Origin of the sequence: Hutsoniella sourekii ATCC 700629 (assembly GCF_000518205.1) — a bacterium.
Classification (GTDB): Bacteria; Bacillota; Bacilli; order Lactobacillales; family Aerococcaceae; genus Hutsoniella; species Hutsoniella sourekii.
Map to the genome: position 1 here is coordinate 1 of NZ_JADD01000030.1, position 16,197 is coordinate 16,197.

Sequence of the window (16,197 nt, forward strand, 5' to 3'; positions counted from 1 at the left end):
AATAACAGTGCTTTACGATCCGAAGACCTTCTTCACACACGCGGCATTGCTCCGTCAGGCTTGCGCCCATTGCGGAAGATTCCCTACTGCTGCCTCCCGTAGGAGTCTGGGCCGTGTCTCAGTCCCAGTGTGGCCGATCACCCTCTCAGGTCGGCTATGCATCATCGTCTTGGTAGGCCGTTACCCCACCAACTAACTAATGCACCGCGGGACCATCCTCTAGTGACAGCAAAAGCCGTCTTTCAACTCAAACTCATGCGAGCTTAAGGTTTATGCGGTATTAGCTACCGTTTCCGATAGTTATCCCCCGCTAGAGGGTAGGTTTCCCACGTGTTACTCACCCGTCCGCCACTCACGTCAAGAGAAACAAGTTTCTCCGTCGGTTCGTTCGACTTGCATGTATTAGGCATGCCGCCAGCGTTCGTCCTGAGCCAGGATCAAACTCTCATGAAAGATGCTGAACGAGTGGACGCTTTAGCGTTTACTCGCTCAGTACTTAGTTGTTTGAGCAACTAAGGTTCTTCTGAGCTTTTATGACTCATTTTGTATGCTGACTATTTTTTATACTGGTTAGGCTTCCAGTGTCTCGAATTTATGATTCGGGTTGTGTCACCGTTTTGGTGACTCCCTACACATTTTGGTGTGTCTTTGTTCAGTTTTCAATGAGCTTTCGTTGCCTTAAGTAACAACTTCTATATTCTATCAACTCTTCAAAGCTTTGTCAAGAATTTTTTAAACTTTTTTGAAAAGTTTTTTGAGTTGTTCGTTTGTCTTTAACGACATTTATTATAATAACATCTCTCAAGATTTGTGTCAACTATTTTTTTGAATAATTTTAAGTTTTTTGATTTGATGTTTTCAATGTCGTTTTGCGACGGTTATTAATATACCATCTGCTTCTTTGTTCGTCAATATCTTTTTTAAAGAAATTAATGTTTTTTTGTTTTTTTCGTGTATTTATTAGATAGGAGGTGCTTTATGGTCCTATTATTATTTCTTTTAGGCGCTTGTACGGGTTCATTTTTCTTTTGTTTGGTTAGTAATATTAATGATTTATCACATCTAGTAGGTCGCTCCCGATGCGACTTTTGCAATCACACCTTATCATCACTAGATTTATTTCCAATATTTTCTATACTATTTCTCAATTTTCGTTGTCGCTACTGTCATCACCCATTATCTTTGAATTATTTTTTATTCGAGTTCTTATCTGCTTTTGTTTTTTTGATTAGTTACTTTGTGTATGCATCCGGATTGTTTTCTATTAGCATTTTTATCATCCTTTTTATCTTATTGTTGATGACGGCATTTGATCTTCACTATCAACTTGTACCTGATAGCTTGCAGATTCTTCTTTTTTTAGTCATCCTTAGCTCTAATAATTTTTCAGCTTCAATTTCGCCATTCATTTTTTCTACCCTTATTTTTTTCACATTACTCAGTCTTAACTGTATTGTGACAAATGGTCTTGGGGGTGCTGATATTAAACTGCTTTCGATTTTAGCTCTTCAAATCGGGCCCCAAGCCTTCTTCTCCTTATTATTATATGCCAGTCTCTTGGCCTTATTTTATTATTTTATTGTTTTACTTTTAACCAAAAAGAGGATCTGTGGGCTCCCTTTTGTACCTTTTATTTTACTTGCTTATCTTATTTCTATCTTAATAGTCACTATATAAAAAAAGAGCCCACAAGGGCTCTTTTAATGATTGAATTAACTTTCAGAAACTGTCTCATCTGATGATTCTTCATCGTTTTCAGCTTCCTCTAATTGACGGGCTAATTCCGCTTCAATTCTTTCAGAGGTACTGGTTTCAAGATTTCGATAGCGCTTCATACCCGTACCAGCTGGAATGAGCTTACCAATGATAACATTCTCTTTAAGACCAATTAAATCATCTTGGTCACCTCGAATGGCTGCATCAGTTAAGACACGAGTTGTTTCTTGGAAGGAAGCAGCTGAGATGAAGGATTTAGTTTCTAGAGCTGCTTTAGTAATACCTAGCAAGACAGGTCTAGCTGTTGCAGGTGTTTCACCAGCTTTAATGGTTTCAGCATTAGCCTTGGTGAAGTCAGCTATATCCATGAGAGCTCCAGGCAAGATATCTGTGCTTGCTGGGTCCATAACGCGGACTTTACGTAGCATCTGACGGACCATAACCTCAACGTGTTTATCACCGATTTCTACCCCTTGACCACGGTAGACGTGCTGTACTTCATCTAGCAAGTATGTCTCTACACTTAAAACATCGGTAACTCTTAGAAGTTCTTTTGGATCGATCGACCCTTCTGTTAGGGCTTGTCCCCGTTCCACTGTATCTCCTTCAGCAACTTTCATACGTGCTTGGAATGGCACATTATAGGTCCGGGTGTCTGTAATTCCTTTAACGGTAATATCTCGTGTCCGATCCGATGGATTCTCTTCAATTGATTCAACAATTCCAGCCACTTCTGTAATCGTTGCTTGTCCTTTCGGATTACGCGCTTCAAAAATTTCTTGAACCCGCGGAAGACCCTGGGTAATATCGCCACCACCAGCTACTCCACCCGTGTGGAAAGTCCGCATGGTCAACTGGGTACCCGGTTCACCGATTGATTGAGCTGCAATGGTTCCAACAGCTTCCCCGACTTCTACTTCTTCACCTGTTGCTAGGTTACGACCATAGCAATGCTTACATACACCATGATTAGTATTACAGGTAAATACAGAACGAATCGTTACTTCCTGAATACCAGCTTCAACAATTTCGTTGGCTATATCTTCAGTAATCATATGGTTAGAAGCAACAATGACCTCTCCGGTTTCTGGATGGAAAACTGTTTTATGAGCATAACGGCCAGTTAGACGTTCTTCAAGTGACTCGATGACACTATTGCCATCCATAATAGCACGGATCGCAAGTCCTTTATCAGTTCCGCAATCATCTTCACGAACAATCACATCTTGTGCAACGTCAACTAGACGACGTGTTAGATAGCCAGAGTCAGCCGTCTTCAAGGCCGTATCGGTCATTCCTTTACGGGCTCCGTGAGTAGAGATAAACATCTCTAAAACGGATAATCCCTCCCGGAAGTTTGAGGTGATTGGAAGTTCGATAATCTTACCAGATGGCGCCGCCATGTTACCACGCATACCCGCTAGTTGGGTAAAGTTGGAGATGTTACCACGGGCCCCAGAATCGGACATCATATTAATGGAGTTAAGACGGGGTAGCTCTTCAACTAGCTCGCCTTGGATCTCATCTTTAGCCTTTTCCCATGTCCGAATGACACTGTTATAGCGTTCATCTTCCGTAATCAATCCTCGACGGTATTGTTTAGTTATACTATCTACACGGTCATGAGCTTCTGTTAAAATGGCTTCTTTTGAATCCAAACGAATAACATCAGCGACACCGACTGTAATACCGGCTTTTGTAGAATATTTATAACCCAAGTCCTTCATACGGTCCAACATATTTGAAGTTTCAGCTACCTTATAGCGTTTAAAGACTTCAGCAATGATGTTCCCAAGGTTTTTCTTCTTAAATGGCGGAACTAAGTCCAACTCAGCAATTTGTTCCTTGATGTTGCTTCCTTTTTCGAGGAAGAATCGGTCATCTGTTTTGTTGACTAAGTTGTCCATGGTTGGTTCATTAAGATATGGGAACTCTTTCGGCATGATAGCATTAAATAATAGTTTACCGACAGTCGTAACCATCATTCGTTCCTTCTGCCAGTCTGTAAACGGCTTGCCACTTTCAGCTAATGCCTTAGCCGGGATTGCAATTCGAGTATGCAAGTGAGCGTAACCATTCTCATAAGCGATTTGAGCTTCACTTGCTGATGATACAATCATTCCTTCGCCTTGACGGCCCGCTTCTTCAAGCGTTAGGTAATAGTTACCTAAGACCATATCCTGCGACGGTGTAACAACTGGTTTTCCATCTTTCGGGTTTAGAATGTGTTGAGCTGCTAGCATAAGTAGACGAGCTTCAGCTTGAGCTTCTTCAGAAAGTGGAACGTGAACGGCCATTTGGTCCCCATCAAAGTCGGCGTTATAAGCCTCACAAACAAGTGGATGAAGACGAATAGCTTTACCTTCTACTAATACCGGTTCAAATGCTTGAATCCCTAATCTGTGAAGAGTAGGTGCCCGGTTTAGTAGAACTGGATGTTCTTTGATGACTTCTTCAATCACTGGCCAAATTTGATCGTCTTGAGTTTCAATCATTTTCTTAGCCATCTTGATGTTGCCAGCTATTTCACGTTCAACAAGTTCTTTCATCACAAATGGCTTGAATAATTCAATAGCCATTTCTTTTGGTAGACCACATTGATACATCTTTAAGTAAGGACCAACAACGATAACAGAACGACCTGAGTAATCCACACGCTTACCAAGTAAGTTTTGACGGAAACGTCCTTGCTTACCTTTTAGCATATGAGAAAGGGACTTCAATGGGCGATTACCTGGTCCAGTTACGGCACGACCGCGACGCCCATTATCGATCAAGGAATCCACTGCTTCTTGTAGCATTCTCTTTTCATTTTGTACAATGATCTCTGGCGCTCCTAAGTCCAACAAACGTTTCAAACGATTATTACGGTTAATAACACGACGGTAAAGATCGTTTAAATCAGAGGTGGCAAAACGTCCACCGTCTAATTGAACCATCGGTCTTAATTCAGGCGGGATAACAGGTAGAGCTTCCATAATCATCGATGTCAATTCATTACCAGATTCAATAAATGAATCCAGAATTTCCAAACGACGGATGGCCCGCGTTCTCTTTTGACCAGTTGCAGTTTTTAATTCTTCTTTAAGGGCTGCAGCTTCCGATTCTAAGTCGACATCATTCAATAGATCACGAATAGCTTCCGCACCCATCTTGGCAGTAAAACGAGTCCCTAATTCACGTTTTTTCTCACGATACTCTAGCTCACTTAAGAGTGACTTATATTCAAGCATAGTATCCCCTGGATCAGTGACGATATAAGAAGCAAAATAAATTACTTCTTCCAATAAACGGGGACTTAAATCAAGAATCAATCCCATTCTGGAAGGGATCCCCTTGAAATACCAAACGTGGGTAACAGGAGCCGCTAGCTCAATATGTCCCATACGTTCACGACGAACCTTGGCCTTGGTTACTTCAACCCCACAACGTTCACAGACTCTTCCCTTGTAGCGAATGCGCTTGTATTTACCACAAGCACATTCCCAGTCTTTTGTCGGTCCAAAAATTCGCTCATCAAACAATCCATCTTTTTCTGGCTTTAATGTTCGATAATTAATTGTCTCTGCCTTTTTGACTTCTCCGTAAGACCAACTGCGGATCTTCTCTGGAGATGCTAAACCTATTTTCATAGATTCAAATGTATTTACATCAATCAAAGGGCTAACCTCCTTGTATTATTCACTTAGTATCTTGACCTTCTCTTTCAAACGAGGTTTATTCGCTTAAGCTCGTGTTTTTATCTTTCTCGTTCTTTAATTGTTCTTCTTTGTAACGTTCCAAGGCATTGTAATTAATGACATCTTCTTCGTCTTCGTCATCTTGAAGATCAATTTCTTGGCCTTCTTTATCCAATACTTGTAAATCGAGCCCTAGTGACTGCAATTCCTTAACGAGTACTCTAAAGGATTCTGGAACTCCTGGAGTTGGTAATGGTTCCCCTTTAACAATCGCTTCATAAGTCTTAACACGTCCGACAACATCATCCGATTTGTAGGTTAGGATTTCTTGCAGGGTATGAGCCGCACCATAAGCTTCAAGGGCCCAAACCTCCATCTCTCCAAAACGTTGGCCACCAAATTGAGCTTTACCACCTAGTGGTTGTTGGGTAACTAGAGAGTATGGTCCAGTTGAACGAGCGTGAATCTTGTCATCAACCATATGTCCTAGTTTTAGCATATACATGACACCAACAGAAACCTTGCGGTCAAATGGTTCACCTGTTCGCCCATCGTAAAGGGTCGTCTTAGCATCAGGTGCTAAACCTGCTTCAGCTACGGTATCCCAGAGGTCTTCCTCACTGGCCCCATCAAATACAGGGGTTGCAATCTTAATACCGAGCTCACGAGCAGCCATTCCCAAGTGAAGTTCAAATACTTGTCCAATATTCATCCGAGATGGAACCCCTAATGGATTCAATAGAATATCAACAGGTGTGCCGTCTGGCAAGAATGGCATATCTTCTTCTGGAACAACAAGAGACACAACCCCTTTGTTACCGTGACGACCGGCCATCTTATCCCCGACTTGAATCTTACGTTTTTGAACAATATACACCCGAACCAACATATTAACACCTGGCGATAGCTCATCACCATTCTCGCGCAAGAAGATTTTCACATCATGGACAATACCGCCACCACCGTGAGGAACACGTAAAGAAGTATCGCGCACTTCCCGTGCCTTCTCTCCAAAAATAGCATGCAGTAGTCGTTCTTCAGCTGATAATTCAGTGACACCTTTTGGTGTTACTTTCCCAACTAAAATATCACCGTCACGAACTTCGGCACCGATTGAAATAATCCCATCTTTATCAAGATACTTCAACGCATCTTCCCCAACGTTAGGGATTTCGCGTGTGATTTCTTCAGGCCCTAACTTTGTATCACGGGCTTCTGATTCATATTCTTCAATATGGATGGACGTATAGACATCATCTTTAACAAGACGCTCAGACATGATAATGGCATCCTCAAAGTTATAACCATCCCAAGTCATAAAGGCTACGAGTGGATTTTGTCCCAGAGCCAATTCGCCGTTTTCCATTGATGGACCATCCGCCAAAACTTCCTTAGCGTCAACTTGATCACCTAATTCAACCAAAGGTCTCTGGTTATAACAAGTACCAGCATTTGAACGGGCAAACTTAGTTAAGTGATATTCATCAATACTGCCATCTTCAATCTTCACTCTCACGCAATTAGCATCTACATAGACCACTTCTCCAGGTCGCTTACATAATAGAGCTGCACCAGAGTCATGGGCTGCTTGATATTCCATACCTGTTCCGATAAATGGTGAACGTGGTTGCACAAGAGGAACCGCTTGACGCTGCATGTTAGCCCCCATCAAAGCACGGTTGGAGTCGTCATTTTCCAGGAATGGAATAGAAGCGGTCGCAACAGATACTACTTGCTTAGGTGATACGTCCATGTAGTCCACTTGATCCACTGATACTTCCAAGTTTTCATCTTTGTAACGAGCCATAACTAGATCGTTAACAAATTTTCCATCTTCATCCAGTTTAGAGTTAGCTTGAGCTACCACATACAAGTCTTCCTCATCCGCAGAAAGGTAATGAATTTCATCAGTTGCTCGCTGTTCAGACTTGTCAACTTTACGGTATGGTGTTTCGATGAAGCCAAATTTATTGATCTTAGCATAAGAGGCTAAACTGTTGATCAAACCAATGTTAGGTCCTTCTGGTGTCTCAATTGGACACATCCGGCCGTAATGTGAATAGTGAACGTCTCGAACTTCATAACCAGCTCGGTCACGTGTCAAACCACCAGGTCCCAAGGCTGACAGACGACGCTTATGCGTTAACTCTCCCAGCGGATTGGTTTGGTCCATAAATTGAGATAGCTGTGAAGAACCAAAGAATTCTTTAATAGCCGCCACTACCGGACGAATATTAATTAGCTGTTGAGGAGTCATTGAAGAAACGTCTTGTAAGGACATCCGTTCGCGGACTACACGTTCCATCCGACTCAAACCGATTCTGAACTGGTTTTGTAGCAATTCACCCACAGCACGAATTCGACGATTTCCTAGATGGTCAATATCATCTGTTTGACCAATACCAAAATCTAGAAATAGGTAATAGTTGATAGATGCTAAAATATCAGCCGGTGTCAGGCATTTGATTTCTTCAGCAATATTGGCATTCCCAATAATATTAATAACTTTTTCTGAATCTAGTGGTGAATATACTTTGATAATTTGTAAGTCAATCGGCTCACCTAAGATTCCTTCAAGAGAAGGATCTAGAGTAACCACGTTCAGACCATTATCCAAGTACGGAATAAGTTGATCAATCTTATCTTGATCTAATTCTGTTCCTTCCGTAAAGATCACCTCACCTGTTTCAGGATCAGCTAAAGTCTCTGCAAGAGTTAATCCAAGTAAACGATACTTTAAGTGAAGTTTCTTATTAATCTTATAACGCCCAACACTTGCTAAATCATAGCGACGGGGATCAAAGAAGCGACTGGTTAATAAGTTTCTTGAGCTTTCTGCAGTCTTAGGTTCGCCAGGACGTAGACGCTCATAGATATCTTTTAAGGCCTCTTCAATCCGAGAATCGGCTATATTTTTGTGGACATCTTTTTCAAAGGTATTATCCAAGAGTTCTGATTCACCAAAAAGTTCATTGATCTCTTCATCGGATCCAATACCGATAGCACGAATTAGGGCTGTTAGAGGTAACTTTCTAGTCCGGTCAATTCGAACATAAGCTACTCCCCGTGCATCTGTTTCAAATTCTAGCCATGCTCCACGGTTAGGAATTACTGTTGATGTAAAGGTATGACGAGCGCGCTTATCAACCTTGTCATGGAAATAGACACTTGGTGAACGTACTAATTGAGAAACAATAACCCGTTCAGCACCATTGATGATGAAGGTTCCCATTTCTGTCATCATTGGGAAATCACCAAAGAAGACAACCTGCTCCTTGACTTCATTCGTCTCATTATTGATTAGACGAAGACGCACATAGATCGGTTTAGAATAGTTAGCATCGTGACTACGAGCTTCTTCAACATTATACTTACCTTCTCTTAATTCATAATCTACAAAATGTAATTCCAAATTCTCCGTATGGTCAACAATCGGAGACATGTCGTCAAACATTTCTTTAATTCCTTCTTCAAGGAACCACTGATAGGAATCTGTTTGAATTTCTGTTAGATCTGGCAATTCTAGGACTTCTTGGATTTGCGAATAGCTACGACGCTTGGCTTTTTTACCATATTGGACAATATGATGTTTGTTCAAACTCTTCACCCCTTAAGATCAAAATAATGTTACATTTTCGTTACAAATATTAACATTTGGTAACAAATGACTCAATCAGCTAATTTTTAGCAAAAAAATAACAAAAGAAAAGGGTACTTGACACTGATCTTTTGTTGATATAAAGCTGATTTGGACAATATTTCAAAGCAGCTTATTTTATAGTTCTGATTAGCTTCATATATTATACAGAAAATAATTAAAAAGTCAATAGTCGCTAGTTTTCTTTCTCGCTGACTAGAACCCAATAGCCTTTATCTAAGGCTAATCGATCGACATTTCCAAACACTGCTTCCATATGCTTTTTCATCGAAGGAGCGCCTTGTTTTTTCTGGATCACCACTAATAATTTTCCTTGAGGATCTAAATGATCGTAAGCAAAGTCAACAAAGTGCTGGATGACTGCCTTACCAGCCCGTATTGGCGGGTTCGTGACAACAAATTCATAAGTATTCTCTAATTTAAAATCAGATGCTGTTATATCACCATGGATCCAACGGATATTGTTTACCTGATTTAAGGTTTGATTTACCTCAGCTAGCTGAAAAGCACGTTGATTAATTTCAATGCCAGTGACCTGACTCTTGGGATAAAAGCTCGCGAGGCTGATAGCAATTGGCCCATAGCCACTTCCCAATTCAAGAATTCTTGCTTGTTTCATATTTGGGAAGGCTTCAATAAAGGCTTTAACAATAACTTTGGAACCATAATCAAAGAACCCTTTAGAAAATACACCACTATCTGTTTGGAATCGGAAGCGACGGTTATTAATTTGATCTTCAATTATCTTCAAATCATGGTTGGAACCTGGATCCATACTATAATAATGATCAGACATACTTTAATCCTTCCCTCTATATAAAAAGAGCCAAGGTCAATTTCATAACCTTGGCTAACAGTAAATAATAAATTATTTTAATTCTGCAGATCCGCCAGCTTCTTCGATTGCTGCCTTCAAAGCTTCTGCATCTTCCTTAGCTAAACCTTCTTTGATTACGCTTGGAGCGCCGTCAACTAATTCTTTAGCTTCTTTAAGTCCTAGACCAGTTGCTTCACGAACTGCCTTGATAACTTTGATCTTAGCTGAACCTGCATCTGTTAATTCAACATCAAATTCAGTCTTTTCTTCAGCAGCATCGCCACCAGCAGCACCAGCTACAGCTACAGGAGCAGCAGCAGATACACCAAATTCTTCTTCGATTGCTTCAATTAATTCGTTTAATTCAATAATTGTTGCTTCTTTAATTTCAGCAATAATGTTTTCAATATTTAAAGCCATTTTATTTCCTCCGTTTTATGTTTAATTGATTAAATTGACCCGCTCATTAAGCAGCGTCTTCTTCTTTCTTATCAGCAACAGCCTTAACTGCATACGCAACGTTGCGGACAGGAGCTTGTAATACAGAAAGTAACATAGATAGTAAACCTTCGCGGTCTGGAAGTTTTGCCAATGCTTGGATTTGTTCCACGCTAGCAACTTCGCCTTCAATTGTTCCACCTTTAATTGTTAGTGCTTCCGCATTCTTAGCAAATTCTGCCACAATTTTAGCTGGGGCAACAACTTCTTCTTCAGAATAAACGATAGCTGTAGGTCCTACAAACACTTCGTTTAATTCAGCTAATTCAGCTTTTTCAGCTGCACGACGTAACATGGTGTTTTTGACAACTTCCATCTTCACACCTGCTTCACGTAATTGCTTACGTAATTCAGTCACTTCGGCAACTGTTAGCCCTAGATAGTCAACTACAACGATAGAAGCAGCAGATTGTAAGTTTTCAGCAACTTCTTTAATTTGTAATTCTTTTTCTTCACGTGATACTACTCGTCTTACCAATGATTTCACCTCCGACATTCCTAATTAGTACAAGAGATTTTAATTAAAAAATCTCCATGCCGACTAAGACATAGAGATAGATCCTTTAAACGGGAACTTCCTCGGTAAGAAATTAAGGCATCAGCCACTTACTGTCTTCGGTCGTAAATTACCTAATACATATTATAGGTATTATTTAAATTTGTCAATAATTATTTTGCTTCGTCTGTAAGGGTTGGCGCATCAATTTTGATACCAGGTCCCATTGTTGTCGTAATTGCTAAGTTGTTGATATAGCCACCACGAACAGAAGCCGGACGTAAACTTACAAGACGGCTATGTAAAGCGCGTAAGTTTTCTAATAATTTTTGGTCATCGAATGATACTTTACCGATTGGAACGTTAACGATTCCTGCATTATCTGCTCGGTAAGTTACTTGACCTGCTTTGATATCTTCAACAGCTTTAGTTACATCTTGAGTAACTGTTCCTGTTTTAGGGTTAGGCATTAAACCTTTAGGTCCTAATACACGCCCTAAACGTCCAACTTGACCCATCATATCTGGTGTAGCTACCATGACATCAAAGTCTAACCAGCCACCTTCGATTTTTTCGATTAGATCTGCTTCTCCAACAAAGTCAGCACCGGCAGCTTTGGCTTCTTCAGCTTTAGCTCCTGTAGCAATAACTACAACTGTTTGAGTCTTACCAGTACCATGTGGCAATACCATTGCCCCACGAATTTGTTGATCAGCTTTTTTAACGTTGATATTTAAATTATATGAAACTTCAACTGTCGCATCAAAATTAGCGATGTCAGTTTCTTTTGCTAAAGCCACTGCTTCAGCAGGTGAATATGCTTTTGTGCGGTCTACTTTTTCTAAAGCCGCTTGATATCTTTTGCCTTTTTTAGCCATTTTATTTCCTCCTATTTTTGTGGTATTAACGGTTTCTCCTCCCACACCCGATAGAATACGGGTTTGTGGAAGCTGCCCCGCGTTTAGCCTTCGACAGTAATACCCATTGAACGAGCAGTACCTTCAACCATACGCATTGCAGCTTCTACAGTTGCTGCATTTAAATCTTCCATTTTTGTTTCAGCAATTTCACGCACTTGGTCGCTTGTGACACTTGCTACTTTGTTCTTATTAGGTTCACCAGATGCTTTATCAATTCCAGCAGCCTTTTTCAATAAAACTGGAGCTGGAGGTGTCTTAGTAATGAAGCTGAATGAACGGTCTTCATAAACATCGATAACAACTGGAATAATCATTCCGTTTTTATCTGCTGTTTTCTCGTTGAATTCTTTAGTGAAAGCAACAATATTTACCCCAGCTTGCCCTAATGCAGGACCTACTGGAGGAGCTGGACTCGCTTGTCCGGCAGGAATTTGTAATTTAACTTGAGTTACGACTTTTTTAGCCACGAAACATTCCTCCTAATTCTTTTTCGTGATGTGGTTTACGGGGGGATCCCCTCCCACTCATGCATGCCTATAGCATACCGAAACATTATATCATGATCAAAAGCTTAGTCAAGAGTTTTTTTGTTGATTTTGACGATAGAATAGATAGAGATAGATAATGGTAGAAAAACTGGCAATAATTAATAAGAGATACCATAAATACTTATTTGCAGTATTCTCACGCATCAGACTACTTAAATAAATGATAAAAACAGGCATCTGCCATTGATTGCCATACATCATATAACAATAACTATATGTAATAAACAAGAAAACTAAACTTCCTCCGATGACAGCAAGTACTAAATAGTCAGACAGCTGACCGTATTGGTTAAAGAGATAATTCCCAAATGTTACCGCTATTAAACAGATAGTGAGTGAGGAATGTAGTCCAACAATCACCTTATTGAAAGGATTACTGGCTCTTAAACGCTGGCTACCACTTACTAATTTCATTAATTTAAATAACTTATTGGCATAAATGACGGTCACAATAAAGTTAACTAAGTTTAACCGGTAAGCAGCTGTTATAACCATCAAAATATGACAGGTCATCCATTCAAGTTCTAAAGGAGCCAATAAGTTGCGTGGGTCGTTTGAATCAGCCTGATCATCTCTAAAGACAAGAAACAAATGATAGGCGACACCTAGAAAAATTAAAAACCAAAAATTTTGGAAATGGATACTTGGACTTAGTGGGTTTGCATCAGAATGAAGATTAATCAGGAAGTTCGGCATAAGGTCTAGCGAACTTAGACTGATACTATGAATCACAAGCACAAGAATAAAGCTTGCTAGTCTGCCAATTTGAGTGATTTTTTTCATTGATATACACTTTTCAATTAAAAGTTCTCTTTACGAACTTGATGATAGTCCAATTCTGCTATGGTCTCACGACCGAACATCTCAATGGATACTTTCAACTTCTGTTGTTGAGGCTCTAACTCTTCAATGGTTCCCGCCATTCCAGAGAACGCACCATCAATAATTTCTACTGGATCGCCGACTTCAACATCCAGATCAACTACCGGCTTAGGTGCTTCCATCTCGCCTAAGAGGACGGCCACTTCGTCAGGTAGGAGTGGTGAAGGTTTACTTCCTGCCCCATGTGAACCCACAAATCCTGTAACACCAGGTGTGTTTCTGACAATAAACCAAGCTTCATCAGACATAATCATTTCAACTAGGACATAGCCAGGAAACTTTTTCTTATTTTTTTTCTTTTGGACACCATCCTTCATTTCAGTAACTTCCTCTTCTGGAACCATCACTTGAAAGATATTATCCTCCATTTCCATGGATTCTTTTCTTAGTTCGATGTTTTCTTTTACTTTATTTTCATATCCTGAGTAGGTATGTAAGACATACCATTCCTTATTTCCTTCCATCTCTATACCCCTTTCAAATTCAAAATAAAAAACCTACAATTTCCTGTAGGTCTTCGCTTATATACATTATAACAAGTTTTAATTAAGAAATAAACAATTCTTGGCTAAAGAGAGATTAGCCAACCGATTAATTCTGAAAACAGTGTGTCTACCCCTGCAAAATAAATGGCAAAGAATAGCACCATGAACAAGACAACCCAAGTAAAGTGATTGGTCTCTTTGAAACTAGGCCAAGTCACTTTTTTCATTTCACGTCCAACTTCTCTAAAATAACCCACTATCTCACCTTATTTCTATTTAGTTTCCTTATGTAAGGTATGTTTATTACAGTATTTACAAAATTTCTTTACTTCTAAACGATTGGCTTGACCAGCTTGAGTGGGGGTCATCGAATAATTTCTTTGCCCACAGACCGTGCAAGCTAAGGCTGCTTTCTTGTTCGCCACTTGCAACCCTCCTTATATTTTAACATCCTACTAATGATAATAAAAATAGAGAATTCTTGTCAAGTCTAAGTTCAGGGTTTACCTGCTAGCCAAGCCTTCGATTGTTGATAGAGCTCAAAGGTTTATCTTATATAGCGCTTAAATTTCTGCTTACACCGGTCTAAGGCCGAACGGATAACTTTAACGGGGAGGTTTAACTGCTGGCTGATTTCCTCGTAACCTCCCAAATTGATGTAGGCCTTTAAAATACGTTCCTCCAAAAGTGATAAACTTTGCCAAAACTGATTAAACTGTTCTTGAACGATGAGTCGATCATCACCAGGAATATCTAAGTCTGACTTTATTTTATCATATGGGCCGTAGAGTCTATAGGCTTCGGACTGCTCTTGGATCGCATCCAAGGAAAAATAACCGCCATGGTCACGTTTTTCAGCCTGCTCGCGCCTCTTTAGATTATCGACATGATTTAATAATAAACTGTTATAATATGGAGCAAAAAATATATTTTTTGATTTTTCATAAGTTTTTACTGCTTCATAAAGAATTAGACGACCTTCCTGCACCATATCATCATAGTCAAAAAGTTCGACTCGGTAGGCGCGGAATAACTTCCATAATAAAGGGCTAAAACGTTCAACCAACACTTCAAAAGCATGAGGGCAAAATTCCTCTTGTAACTGACCTACAATTTCTTCATTCGAAACAAAGGGATTTTCAAACATCTTGTCTCCTTATATCTTGGAGCGCAGTTAGCTTTTATTATCCTTTCCATTATTTAAACGAAGCTGATTTAATGCCAGTAATTGATCGGGCTTCCACGGACTTCGTCGCCTGGATAGGTGGTGGTAGTGATCCTCAATATCTATTTGTATTTGCTGCTTGGTGTATTTTATCTCTACTAATAGCTCTTTGGCAGATTGCCTGAGAGCACCTTGTTGAAATATCATCCACTGTTCGGCAGCATCGCTGGTCGCGACAATCACACGCGTTAAAGCGTTAATGAATTGAGGTACGGTTCTTTCTATATAGCTATCTGCAGTCTCTCCTTCTTTAGTGAAGACAACTTCTAAATCATACATATCATAAGTTTGCGTAATGCCAGGAACAAGGTGCGCATCAAATACCACAATCACTTCCACATCTCGATACTTACGGTAATTTGAAAGTCTAAACAAAAGTAAATCCCGAGCGGCTTGAATGTCTTCAGCCTTTTGCAAGGCGACTAATTCAGGCCATGATCCGATCATGTTATAACCATCGACAAATAAGATTTCTCGACGTTTCATTAGCTTGGCCCCTTCGGTAATCGTTGACGGGCCACTTCATACATCATCAAAGCTGCCGCCACACTTGCATTTAAACTTTCCACTTGCTGAGTCATCGGAATGGTGATGATTTCATCGGCAATTTTCTTGATATTAGCCGACACCCCTCTACCTTCATTTCCAATAACTATTGCGATTGGACCTTGGGTGTTCCAATCTCTCAGATCAGTCCCCTCTAAGTCGCTAGCAAATACCCAAATTCCTTCTTCTTTAAGCGACTGAATCGTTTGAGATAAATTCGTCACGCGAACAACGGGTACATACTCCAAGGCTCCAGCAGATGTCTTGGCTACGATACCAGTTAAACCAACCGACCGTCTTTCAGGAATGATAATACCATGAGCCCCCACAGCCGCTGCCGTTCGAATGATTGATCCTAAATTATGTGGATCTTCAAGTTTATCTAGAATAACTATGAAGGGATCTTCATCGCGTTCGCGGGCTAAATCGAATATATCGGTTAATTGGCTGTAGTTATGACTTGGAAGAGTGGCCGCAATACCTTGGTGATTTTGATGGTCCGTTAGATTATCTAACTTGCTCTTAGGCACCTCTTGATAGATGATTCCTTGCTGCTTCACCTTCTTAAGTATATTAGAAATTTGTGGATTAGAAAGCCCTCTTTGCACAAAGATTTTATTTATTTGCCGACCTTCCTCTAAAAGGCCCAAAATCACGTGTTTTCCATACAAAACTTCTGTTTCCGTCGCTGAAAGTTCTGTTTTGTTCACCTGATTTTTTTTCAAT

The 16,197-nt window shown here is 40.1% G+C and carries 15 protein-coding genes, 1 rRNA gene and 1 other annotated feature; of the genes, 1 reads left to right on the forward strand and 15 read right to left on the reverse strand.

Annotated features, from left to right (window positions below):
- Positions 1-453 (reverse strand): 16S ribosomal RNA (locus T408_RS0107560); the annotation flags it as partial.
- A gap of 525 nt (positions 454-978) precedes the next feature.
- On the opposite strand from T408_RS0107560, the gene T408_RS12400 reads away from it, so the two are divergent.
- Complete coding sequence (locus T408_RS12400) at positions 979-1,677, forward strand: prepilin peptidase (RefSeq protein ID WP_084543986.1); 699 nt, start codon at positions 979-981, stop codon at positions 1,675-1,677.
- 35 nt (positions 1,678-1,712) lie between these two features.
- Here the strand turns inward: T408_RS12400 and rpoC are convergent, their stop codons facing one another.
- The 14 genes from rpoC to rlmB all read right to left on the reverse strand — a co-directional run bounded on the left by rpoC (position 1,713) and on the right by rlmB (position 16,196).
- A complete protein-coding gene (rpoC, locus tag T408_RS0107565; RefSeq protein WP_028119390.1) occupies positions 1,713-5,375 on the reverse strand; it encodes a DNA-directed RNA polymerase subunit beta' in 3,663 nt (1,220 codons plus the stop codon).
- A gap of 58 nt (positions 5,376-5,433) precedes the next feature.
- Complete coding sequence (rpoB, locus tag T408_RS0107570) at positions 5,434-8,994, reverse strand: DNA-directed RNA polymerase subunit beta (protein ID WP_028119391.1); 3,561 nt, start codon at positions 8,992-8,994, stop codon at positions 5,434-5,436.
- A 235-nt stretch (positions 8,995-9,229) separates the two neighbouring features.
- On the reverse strand, positions 9,230-9,850 hold the full coding sequence (locus T408_RS0107575; protein ID WP_028119392.1) for a class I SAM-dependent methyltransferase: 621 nt from the start codon (positions 9,848-9,850) through the stop codon (positions 9,230-9,232).
- Between the two features lie 72 nt (positions 9,851-9,922).
- A complete protein-coding gene (gene rplL, locus T408_RS0107580; RefSeq protein WP_028119393.1) occupies positions 9,923-10,291 on the reverse strand; it encodes a 50S ribosomal protein L7/L12 in 369 nt (122 codons plus the stop codon).
- A gap of 46 nt (positions 10,292-10,337) precedes the next feature.
- The gene (gene rplJ / locus T408_RS0107585; RefSeq protein WP_028119394.1) at positions 10,338-10,847 is read right to left on the reverse strand and encodes a 50S ribosomal protein L10; all 510 of its coding nucleotides are present in this window, start codon (positions 10,845-10,847) and stop codon (positions 10,338-10,340) included.
- Between the two features lie 36 nt (positions 10,848-10,883).
- Positions 10,884-11,006, reverse strand: a sequence feature (ribosomal protein L10 leader region).
- 32 nt (positions 11,007-11,038) lie between these two features.
- Positions 11,039-11,743, reverse strand: a complete 705-nt coding sequence (rplA, locus tag T408_RS0107590; RefSeq protein WP_028119395.1) for a 50S ribosomal protein L1 — start codon at positions 11,741-11,743, stop codon at positions 11,039-11,041.
- 83 nt (positions 11,744-11,826) lie between these two features.
- Positions 11,827-12,252 carry a 50S ribosomal protein L11 gene (rplK, locus tag T408_RS0107595; protein ID WP_028119396.1) on the reverse strand — a complete coding sequence of 142 codons (426 nt, stop codon included), beginning with the start codon at positions 12,250-12,252 and terminating at the stop codon, positions 11,827-11,829.
- Between the two features lie 108 nt (positions 12,253-12,360).
- Positions 12,361-13,116, reverse strand: a complete 756-nt coding sequence (locus tag T408_RS0107600) for a hypothetical protein (RefSeq protein WP_028119397.1) — start codon at positions 13,114-13,116, stop codon at positions 12,361-12,363.
- A gap of 17 nt (positions 13,117-13,133) precedes the next feature.
- Positions 13,134-13,679 (reverse strand): transcription termination/antitermination protein NusG, encoded by a 546-nt coding sequence (nusG, locus tag T408_RS0107605; protein WP_028119398.1) that lies wholly within the window; start codon positions 13,677-13,679, stop codon positions 13,134-13,136.
- Between the two features lie 104 nt (positions 13,680-13,783).
- Entirely contained in the window at positions 13,784-13,957 is a 174-nt protein-coding gene (secE, locus tag T408_RS0107610) for a preprotein translocase subunit SecE (protein ID WP_028119399.1), read from the reverse strand.
- 15 nt (positions 13,958-13,972) lie between these two features.
- The gene (rpmG, locus tag T408_RS0107615; protein WP_028119400.1) at positions 13,973-14,125 is read right to left on the reverse strand and encodes a 50S ribosomal protein L33; all 153 of its coding nucleotides are present in this window, start codon (positions 14,123-14,125) and stop codon (positions 13,973-13,975) included.
- 122 nt (positions 14,126-14,247) lie between these two features.
- Positions 14,248-14,847, reverse strand: a complete 600-nt coding sequence (locus tag T408_RS11805; RefSeq protein ID WP_028119401.1) for a sigma-70 family RNA polymerase sigma factor — start codon at positions 14,845-14,847, stop codon at positions 14,248-14,250.
- A gap of 27 nt (positions 14,848-14,874) precedes the next feature.
- Positions 14,875-15,411, reverse strand: a complete 537-nt coding sequence (locus tag T408_RS0107625) for an NYN domain-containing protein (RefSeq protein ID WP_028119402.1) — start codon at positions 15,409-15,411, stop codon at positions 14,875-14,877.
- A complete protein-coding gene (rlmB, locus tag T408_RS0107630; protein WP_235731632.1) occupies positions 15,411-16,196 on the reverse strand; it encodes a 23S rRNA (guanosine(2251)-2'-O)-methyltransferase RlmB in 786 nt (261 codons plus the stop codon). Before rlmB ends, T408_RS0107625 begins: the two co-directional genes overlap by 1 nt.
- Position 16,197: the final 1 nt, after the last annotated feature.